This is a genomic window from Polyangium jinanense, from assembly GCF_028435365.1.
In genome coordinates this window covers 44,731-53,426 of the sequence record NZ_JAGTJJ010000067.1, presented here as the reverse complement: position 1 = coordinate 53,426, position 8,696 = coordinate 44,731, and the positions used below count along the sequence as shown (strand labels likewise).

8 protein-coding genes are annotated in these 8,696 nt (G+C 67.2%); 5 read left to right on the top strand and 3 right to left on the bottom strand.

Going from position 1 to position 8,696, the window contains the following annotated elements; all coding sequences use genetic code 11:
• Positions 1-167: 167 nt before the first annotated feature.
• Positions 168-689, top strand: a complete 522-nt coding sequence (locus tag KEG57_RS47620) for a hypothetical protein (RefSeq protein ID WP_272422665.1) — start codon at positions 168-170, stop codon at positions 687-689.
• Here KEG57_RS47620 and KEG57_RS47615 read toward each other — a convergent pair.
• Together KEG57_RS47615 and KEG57_RS47610 are read right to left on the bottom strand one after the other, a co-directional pair.
• Entirely contained in the window at positions 686-1,621 is a 936-nt protein-coding gene (locus KEG57_RS47615) for a hypothetical protein (protein WP_272459759.1), read from the bottom strand. The genes KEG57_RS47620 and KEG57_RS47615 overlap by 4 nt on opposite strands.
• Positions 1,622-1,623: 2 nt before the next feature.
• Positions 1,624-3,234 carry a hypothetical protein gene (locus KEG57_RS47610; RefSeq protein WP_272459758.1) on the bottom strand — a complete coding sequence of 537 codons (1,611 nt, stop codon included), beginning with the start codon at positions 3,232-3,234 and terminating at the stop codon, positions 1,624-1,626.
• 289 nt (positions 3,235-3,523) lie between these two features.
• Between KEG57_RS47610 and KEG57_RS47605 the strand changes: the two genes are divergently transcribed.
• Genes KEG57_RS47605 through KEG57_RS47595 form a run of 3 tightly spaced genes read left to right on the top strand, consistent with a single transcriptional unit; the run spans position 3,524 to position 7,446 of the window.
• Entirely contained in the window at positions 3,524-4,633 is a 1,110-nt protein-coding gene (locus KEG57_RS47605) for a DUF444 family protein (RefSeq protein WP_272422668.1), read from the top strand.
• Positions 4,634-4,654: 21 nt separating this feature from the next.
• Positions 4,655-6,217 (top strand): SpoVR family protein, encoded by a 1,563-nt coding sequence (locus tag KEG57_RS47600; RefSeq protein ID WP_272422669.1) that lies wholly within the window; start codon positions 4,655-4,657, stop codon positions 6,215-6,217.
• Positions 6,217-7,446: a tetratricopeptide repeat protein gene (locus KEG57_RS47595; protein WP_272422670.1), complete on the top strand. Its 1,230-nt coding sequence runs from the start codon at positions 6,217-6,219 to the stop codon at positions 7,444-7,446. Before KEG57_RS47600 ends, KEG57_RS47595 begins: the two co-directional genes overlap by 1 nt.
• A 57-nt stretch (positions 7,447-7,503) precedes the next feature.
• Here the strand turns inward: KEG57_RS47595 and KEG57_RS47590 are convergent, their stop codons facing one another.
• The gene (locus KEG57_RS47590) at positions 7,504-7,953 is read right to left on the bottom strand and encodes an SRPBCC family protein (RefSeq protein ID WP_272422671.1); all 450 of its coding nucleotides are present in this window, start codon (positions 7,951-7,953) and stop codon (positions 7,504-7,506) included.
• A gap of 93 nt (positions 7,954-8,046) precedes the next feature.
• Between KEG57_RS47590 and aat the strand changes: the two genes are divergently transcribed.
• Positions 8,047-8,682 carry a leucyl/phenylalanyl-tRNA--protein transferase gene (gene aat, locus KEG57_RS47585; protein ID WP_272422672.1) on the top strand — a complete coding sequence of 212 codons (636 nt, stop codon included), beginning with the start codon at positions 8,047-8,049 and terminating at the stop codon, positions 8,680-8,682.
• The last annotated feature ends 14 nt before the right edge of the window (positions 8,683-8,696 follow it).

Genomic DNA, 8,696 nt, shown 5'->3' with positions numbered 1-8,696 from the left:
GGAAGAACTGCGCATCGCGCAGTTCTTCCAACTCGAGTCCAGGGCTTGCCCTGGTTCGGGTCGAGGGGCGAATAGCCCCCGCGGGGCCCGGGGCAGCGCCCCGGCGCGGCGTCGCCAAGAGAGCTTCCGCGTTGCTGCGCGTCCCAAACCGTGCGACTTGCCGGCTCATGCAGGCAGTGCAGCCCGGTCGTGTCGTCTCGCAGGTTCGGTCGCTCGACGAGCTCGTTGGCGGGCATCCTGAGTCGCTCCGCCGCATCTATGCGGCTGGGAGCTCCCTCGATCCCTCTTCGATCGGTGAAGGCCGGGGGCGCGTCCTTGCGCTCGTTGCTGCGCCTGGCGCGTTCCTCGCGGTTCGGAGCCTCGTTCGCCTCCTTGCGACGGACCTCTTGCCCTGGGAGGGCAAGGCCATCGAGGGCGAGATCGGGTGGAACCTCCTCAAGGGGGGCCGCCGCGTCGCGCCGTTCCGTATCGAGCGCGCGGACTCGTCGCTCGATGGCGGGCCCACGCTCGTGTTCCGGTACGACGATCCTGCGCAGGGACATGGCTGGCCCGTGCGAGCGCTCCGCGACGAGCTCCGCTCTGTCGCGCCTGGCATCGGCATCGGCCCTGTGATCTTTGATCAGGGCGGCTCGCCGCGCGTCATTGCCTGGTGGGGCCTCGCGTTCTCCCGTTCGTTTGGCGGGGGTTAAAAGTCCCAGTCGAAGCCCACGCGCGCGCCGCCCTTCAGCACCATCACGGATCCGCGCACTCCGTTCTCTGGGAAAAACTCGGTCGAGAGCTGCACGCCGGCCCACGGCATGATGCCGCGGATTCGCAGCGTCGATACGCCCACCGCCACGCCCACGCGGCCGCCTGCGCTCGGCCTTAGATCTGACTGCGTCAGGAACACGACGGGCGCGAGCTCGAGATCGAACTGCCACGTCGTTCGCACGTGACGCACCACGAACGGCGTGGCGCCGATGAACTCCAGCGGGAAGTTCGTCTCGCCCTCGTTCTGCTCGATCAGCGCCCAGCCGCCGAACTCCAGGCCGAACAGCATCGTCCACCGCTCCGACAGCCCGCGCCCGAGGAGCAGCCGACCGAGCCCGCCCGCGCCTGGAAGGAACGTCCCCTCCCTTCGTCGCAGCAGAAAGAGCCCGTCGGTCTCCAGGTTCAGCGTGAAGCGATGCGCGTCCGTCTGCAGACCACGGAACGCGGGGCTCGGCGTGATCCAGAACGGACACTCGGCGGGCGCGCGCTTCAAGGCTTCGGTGAGCAGATCGTGCACCCGCGTCGCGGCGAGCAGATCCGACAGCCCGCTGAGCTTCCCGCCGTTCTTGCGATAGGCCTCGGCGACAGGCCCGCCGAGCGACTCCACCTCGCGCGCTTGCCTCGTGAGCGCGTCGAGCCGCGCCGTCTCCGGCGTGTTGCAGAGGCTCTGCAGCGCGTCCGGCATCATCGTTTCGAGCTCGTACCGATCGATCTTCCAGCCTGAGTTCGCCTTCGATTCGACGATCTTATCGAGGTCGTGGAGGAGCGCGGACTCGGCGGGTGTGGGCGGCTCGGCCGCGGCGTTTTCCGGGATGAGGAGCGAGACGAGCAGGGAAAACGCCGTGGCGATCCGGAGGGGCGAGACGGGCACGACTAGAAGCAGACGCCCTGGCCGCAGTTCGACCCGAGGCAGACGAGGAGCTGCACGGCCTGCGGGCTGTTCACGCACTGGAAGAAGCACGGGCCCGGGCTCGAGCCGCCGGCCACGCACGTGAGGAAGCACTGCACGTTGTTCTGGCAGGTCGGGCTGTTCAGGCAGTTCTGGAACTGGTTGCAGCAGCTCTGGGCCACGCAGTCGCCGCACACGCTGCCGTCCGAGGGGCACGCCGAGGCGCCGCAGATCCCGTTCGTGCACTGCCCGTTGCAGCAGTCGGCGGCGCTCGCGCACATCTCGCCGTCGGGCTGGCACTGCGGCGGACCGCAGACGTTGCCCGAGCAGACCCCGGAGCAGCACTCGCTCGACACGTTGCAGAGAACGCCGTCGGGCTGGCAGACGGGTTTGCCGCAGACGCCGTTCGTGCACGCGCCCATGCAGCAATCGCCGGCCGTCATGCACGCCTTGCCGTCGGGCTGGCACTGCGGCGGGCCGCAGACGCCGTTCGAGCACTGCCCCGTGCAGCACTCGCCGCCGCTCGCGCACATCGCGCCGTCGGCCTTGCACTTGGGCGGACCGCAAACGCCGTCCGAGCACTGTCCCGTGCAGCACTCGCCGGCGCTCGCGCACATCGCGCCGTCGGCCTTGCACTGCGGCGGACCGCAGACGCCGTTCGAGCACTGCTTCGAGCAGCAATCGGAGGCGGTCTGGCAGAGCTTGCCGTCGGGCGCGCAGACGAGCGGGCCGCACGTCCCGTTCGCGTTGCAGAGCTGCGAGCAGCACTGATCCCCCGACATGCACGGCAGACCATCCTCCGTGCACTCGCCGCAATTCAGCCCGCAGACCGAGTCCACGGCGTTCACGCAGAGCCCGTCCCAGTTCGTGGTGCAGCAGAACGCGTCGAGCTTGCAGATCGACTCGATGCACGGTCCGCAGCCAGGATCGAGCGCGGGGCCGACCACGCAGACGTCGTGCGTGCACGGCTTGCCGAGGCAAACGCCGTTCGAGCAGAGGCCCGAGCAGCACTCGTCGGGCGAGCTGCACATGAGGCCGTTCGCGGTGCACTGCCCGATGGCGCATTTCCCGTTGAGGCAGGAGCCCGAGCAGCAGTCGGCGCCCACCATGCACGCGGCGCCGTCGGGCTGGCACTGGCTGAACCCGCAGATGTTGTTCTGGCAGGGGCCGTTACAGCACTTGAGGAGCTCGCCGCAGGAAAAGCCGTCGGGGACGCACTCGCCACCCCCGCAGGTGTTGTCGATGCAGTTCGAGCTACAGCAATCGGCGTTCGTCTCGCAGCCGAACCCGTCGGGGGTACACTGGTTGAAGCCGCAGCGGTCGTTCTGGCAGATCTTCGCGCAGCACTCGCTTGCGTCCGTGCACGGCGCCTGGTCGGGAAGACACGCGGTTGGGCCACACGCCCCGTTTTCGCAGGTGCCACTGCAACAGGCGCTCCCGTCCTGGCAGGGGGTGCCGTCCTCTTGGCAGGGATTGCCTCCGCCCTGGCCGCCTTGGCCGCCTTGGCCGCCCTGGCCGCCCTGGCCGCCTTCGCCTTGTCCTGGCCCGAGCAGCTCCGCCCGACCCCCGCATCCGAGGGCCACGAAGGACAGCAAGAACCAAAGCATCCTTATGGAATAAGTGCCCCGCGACATCACCTGGGAGCGTATCACAGGCCCTGTCCTGGACGCCCAATTCACCGTGCGATCGCGTGGATCACGGAACGCCTGCTCCGCGCGCTGAACGGCCGCGCCCGCGTGAGCGACCCGACGATCGAGAGCGCGGGCGACGGGGCACGCGACGCGTGCGTGGACCAGGCTGGACGTGCGGGGAACGTGCTTGGCGGCCGCGCAGTTCGTCGGGCAGAAAGAGCCTCCCTTGGATCGGATCTGCTACACTTCCGAGGTGTCGCTGAAGATCGACCAGGACCACGGCCGTTTTCGCCAGATCGTCCGCGGGAGGATCCGGCAGAACCTGCGCAAGTACATTTCGCAAGGCGAGCTCGTCGGGCGGAAGGGAAAGGATCTCGTATCGATCCCCATCCCGCATATCGACATCCCGCGGTTCCGATACGGGGACAAGCAGCGTGGGGGCGTGGGGCAGGGGGATGGCAACCCTGGCGACCCGATCCACGGCGGGGACGAGAAGCAGCCCGGGCAAGGGCAGGCCGGCAGCGACGCGGGTGATCACATCCTCGAGGTCGACGTCACGCTCGACGAACTGGCGGCCATCCTGGGCGAAGAGCTCGAGCTGCCGGACATCCAGGACAAGGGCAAGAACAAGATCTCGAATGCGCACGATCGGTATTCGGGGATCCGGCGCGTCGGCCCCGAGTCCTTGCGCCATTTCAAGCGCACGTACCGCGAGGCGCTGAAGCGCATGATCGCGAGCGGCACGTTCCAGCACGACAAGCCCGTCGTGGTGCCCGTCCCGGACGACAAGCGATATCGATCGTGGAAGACGGTCACCGAGCCCGTCGCGAACGCCGTGATCATTTATATGATGGACGTCTCGGGCTCGATGGGCGACGAGCAGAAGGAGATCGTCCGAATCGAGTCTTTCTGGATCGACGCCTGGCTGACGAAGCAATACAAGGGCCTCGAATCGCGGTTCATCATTCACGACGCGGTGGCGCGCGAGGTCGATCGGGAGACGTTCTTCCACACGCGCGAGTCGGGCGGCACGATGATCTCGAGTGCGTACAAGCTCTGCGCGCAGATCATGGACGCCGATTATCCGGCGGACGAGTGGAACATCTACCCGTTCCATTTCTCGGACGGGGACAACTGGTCGATGGACGACACGCTCTCGTGCGTGGACGTCCTGAAACACCGGGTCTTGCCGCGGGCGAACATGTTCGCGTACGGCCAGGTCGAGAGCCCGTACGGCTCGGGCCAGTTCATCAAGGACCTGCGCGAGCATTTTGGCCGCGACGAGCGCGTCGTGACGAGCGAGATCCGCGACAAGGACGGGATCGTGGGGAGCATCAAGGATTTCCTGGGCAAGGGGAAGTGAGAGAGGGGGCGTAGAGGCGAGATGAGCAAGTTTGCCCTGAACACCGCGCTCCCCCGCTACTTGCGGGCGACGCAGGAGCGCGTCGAGGCCGTGGCGCGCGACTATGGCCTCGACTTCTTCCCCGTGATCTTCGAGATCCTGACGTACGACCAGATGAACGAAATCGCCGCGTACGGCGGTTTCCCGAGCCGATATCCGCACTGGCGGTACGGCATGGAGTACGAGCAGCTCTCGAAGAGCTACGAATATGGCCTCTCGAAGATCTACGAGATGGTCATCAACAACAACCCTTCGTACGCCTATTTGCTCGAAGGGAACTCGCTCACGGATCAGAAGCTCGTGATGGCCCACGTGTATGCGCACGTGGACTTCTTCAAGAACAACTTCTGCTTCCGCTCGACCGACCTCGATCAGAAGGGGAACATCATCGATCCGGTCCGCAAGACGACGCCGTACGACCCCGATCGGCGCTGGATCGACAAGATGGCGAACCACGGCTCGCGCGTCGCGCGGCACATCGAGCGGCACGGCATCAACAAGGTCGAGGATTTCATCGATCGATGCCTGTCCCTCGAAAACCTCATCGATCCCTGGCAGCCGTTCTCGGGCCGCGGCGCCGCGAAGAAGAGCGACGAGGAGGAGGACGAGACGCCGATCGAGGTGCCGCGGCTCCGGGCGAAGGAGTACATGGAATCCTTCATCAACCCGGAGGAGTACATCGAGGCCAAGAAGAAGCAGCTCGCGAAGGACAAACCCGAGCGCAAGGTCCCCGAGCGGCCCGAGCGCGACGTGCTCGGCTTCTTGCTCGCGCATGCGCCGCTCGAGCGCTGGGAGCGCGACATTCTGGAGGTCATCCGCGACGAGGCCCTCTATTTCGTGCCGCAGCGCCAGACCAAGATCATGAACGAGGGCTGGGCGGCGTACTGGCATTCGAAGATTCTCACGGAGAAGATCCTCGATGCCTCGGAGATCATCGATTACGCCGACAACAACGCGGGCGTCATGGCCACGGCGCCGGGTCGGCTGAACCCGTACAAGCTCGGCGTCGAGCTCTTCCGGTACATCGAAGAGCGCTGGAACAAGGGGCGCTTCGGCCGCGAATGGGAGGAGTGCAACGACCTCGACGCGAAGCGGAGCTGGGACATGCGCCTCGGGCTCGGCCGGCAGAAGATCTTCCAGGTCCGCGCGCTCTACAACGACGTCACGTTCATCGACGAGTTCTTGACCCCCGAATTCGTGCTGGAGCAGAAGCTCTACACGTTCGGTTTTTCGGGGCGAAACGATCGTTTCGAGATCGAGAGCCGTCAGTTCCGCGACGTGAAGGAGAAGCTGCTCTTCTCGCTCACGAACTTCGGCGATCCGTACATCCGCGTGGTCGACGCGAATCATCAGAATCGCGGCGAGCTCTTGCTCGAGCACCAGCACGGCGGCGTGGACCTTCGGGCCGATTACGCGCGCGAGACGCTCGTCTCGCTCGTCCGCTGCTGGAAACGGCCCGTGGCCGTGGCGACGCGGCTCGACAACAAGCCCGTGCTCCTGCGTTACGACGGCAAAGAGCATTCGATGACCCCGTACAAGCTGTGATGAAGAACCGACGAAGCCGCGGCGGCGTGATCACGCTCGTGATCCTCGCCGCCTGCGGCCCCGCCACGCAGCCCCCGCCTTCGCCTCCCCAACCGCTGCCGCCTACCACTTACGGAAGTGGTTCCGTAACCGCTTCCGCAACGACTTCCGCACCTGCGCCCGCGCCGGCCTCCGCTTCCGCGCCCGCGCCCGCGGCGCCGCCCCCGGGCTCCGGGGTCCCGCTCGACGCGCCCGTGTCCACCGAGGAGGCCGCGCAGCCGCCGCCGTCGAAGCTCGCCCGCGGCACGGGGACGCCCGCGGACAAGGCGCTCGCCGACGGGGACGAGGCGCTCGCGAAGGGGGATTTTCCGGCGGCAGAGAAGGCGTACAAGAAGGCGAAGACGCTCGCGCCGAAGGATCCCGCGCCGGTCGTGGGCCTCGTGCGGACGCGCCTGTCCGCCGAGGATGCGCCCGTCGATTACGGCGCCGCGCCCACGCACCCCGGGCTGCTCCAGGCGGTGAAGGATCTCGAAGCGATCCTGCAAAAAGAGCCTGCCTATGCGCCGGCGCACCTCGAGCTCGGCCGCGCGCTCCTCGTCCTCGGCCGCGCCGACGCCGCGCTCGCCGCCTTGCGCAAGGCCACCGAGCTTTCGCCGAACGACGCCGAGGCGCACTCCGCGCTCGGGGTCGGGCTCGTCGCCACGGGGCAACTCGAACCGGCGGTCCGCGAGCTCGAACGCGCCGCCGAGATCGAGCCCGGCGTGGCCGAGCGGCAGACGAACCTCGGCACGGCGCTGCTCGCGCTCGGCCGGCGGGAGCAGGCCGTCCGCGCCTACGAGCGTGCCGCGCGCCTCGCCCCGAACGACGCCCGCGTCCAGAACGACCTCGGCACCGCGCTGCTCACGCTGAACGACACGGATCGCGCGATTCGATGCCTGGAGACCGCCGTCGCGCGGGATCCACGCCGCGCCACGTACCGCTCGAACCTCGGTTATGCGATCGCGCAGAAGGGCGACCTCGAACGCGCGAAGGTCGTCTACCGCGAGGCGCTCGCGCTCGATCCGGCGCTCGTGAGCGCGTGGGTGAACCTCGGCAACGCCCTCGCCAAGCAGCGCAAGTTGCAGGAAGCGCGCGAGGCGTACGAGAAAGCGCAGGCCCTCGATCCCGAGGATCCGCGCGTCAAGGCCGTGCTCCTCGAGCTCTCGGCGATCGAGAAAGGCAGCGGGACAGGTTCGCCGGACAAACGCTGACGGGGGGTTTGGGGGCACAGCTCCGCTTGCGGAGCGGAGCCCCCAACGTCAACAGCCTTAGCCCTCGCACGCTTTTTTCGTCACCGTGTGCCGGAACGCGAACATTTTTTCGAGCTTCCGCCGCGCGAACGCTCCCCCGAACAGCGCGCCGAGCGGGCCGAGCGGCAGCGCGTAATCGATGTGGTCGACGAGGAAGGTCCCGCCTTCGCCGTCCGGCTCCATCGTGTGCGTGTGGACCCATCGGGCGAACGGCCCTTCGATCACCGTATCCTGGAACATCCGCCCTTTTTCGTATGCCGTGTGCACGGCCACGAGGCGTTGTTTCACCGGACCGATGTACGTCTCGATCACGGTCCGCGCGCCCTTCTCCAGGCCACCGCTGCGTTCGAGGACGCGGGCATGTTCCCACGGCGGCAGCAGCAGGTTCAGCGCGTCCGGACGCTCGTGGAAGGCGAAGACCACCTCGGGCGGGGCTTGGATCCGGGTACGTTTCTCGAAGACGGGCACGCTCCTGGCCTATAAGCCGGATTCGGCCGTGCTCCAAGGCTTGACCTGGGGGGGGTTTGGCGCTTGTATGGCCGGCGTTCCGGAAGACCCAGCATGAGCATCGACGCCGACGACATCGTGGCCGTGGGCGGCAGCCTGGAGCCGCGTGTCCTCGTCGAGGCGTACCGGCGCGGGGTTTTTCCCTGGCCGATCGACGGGCTCGATGTCCTGCCCTGGTTTTGCCCGAAAGAACGGGCGATCCTCGATTTCTCGCGGATCCATCTCTCGCGCAGCCTCCGCCGCGAGCTCCGGAAGACCCCGCTCCGCTGCACGGTGGACCAAGGCTTTGACGCGGTCATCGAGCGCTGCGCCGAGGTCCCGCGGCCCGGGCAGGACGGCACGTGGATCACGCCGGAGCTGATGGACGCCTACAAGGAGATGCACCGGCTCGGCTTCGCGCACAGCGTCGAGGTATGGGACGAGGCGGGCGCGCTCGTGGGCGGCATTTATGGCGTCTGCGTCGAGGGCTATTTCTCGGCGGAGAGCATGTTCCACCTCGAGCCGAATGCGTCGAAGATCGCGCTTTTGTATCTCGTGGATCACCTCGGCAAGGCGGGCTGCGATTGGATCGACATCCAGGTGATGACGCCGCACATGAAGGCGCTCGGCGCCATCGTCCTCACCCGCAAGCAGTTCCTCGAACGGCTCGCCCGGACGCGGGCGATGGGGTTCCGGCCGTTCAGGCCGTGAGCTTGCTTGCTTAA

Coding starts and splice junctions, on each gene's coding strand:
- KEG57_RS47620 (WP_272422665.1), top strand. CDS start 168: ATGCAGGCAGTGCAGCCCGGTCGTGTCGTCTCGCAGGTTCGGTCGCTC.
- KEG57_RS47600 (WP_272422669.1), top strand. CDS start 4,655: ATGAGCAAGTTTGCCCTGAACACCGCGCTCCCCCGCTACTTGCGGGCG.
- KEG57_RS47595 (WP_272422670.1), top strand. CDS start 6,217: ATGAAGAACCGACGAAGCCGCGGCGGCGTGATCACGCTCGTGATCCTC.
- aat (WP_272422672.1), top strand. CDS start 8,047: ATGAGCATCGACGCCGACGACATCGTGGCCGTGGGCGGCAGCCTGGAG.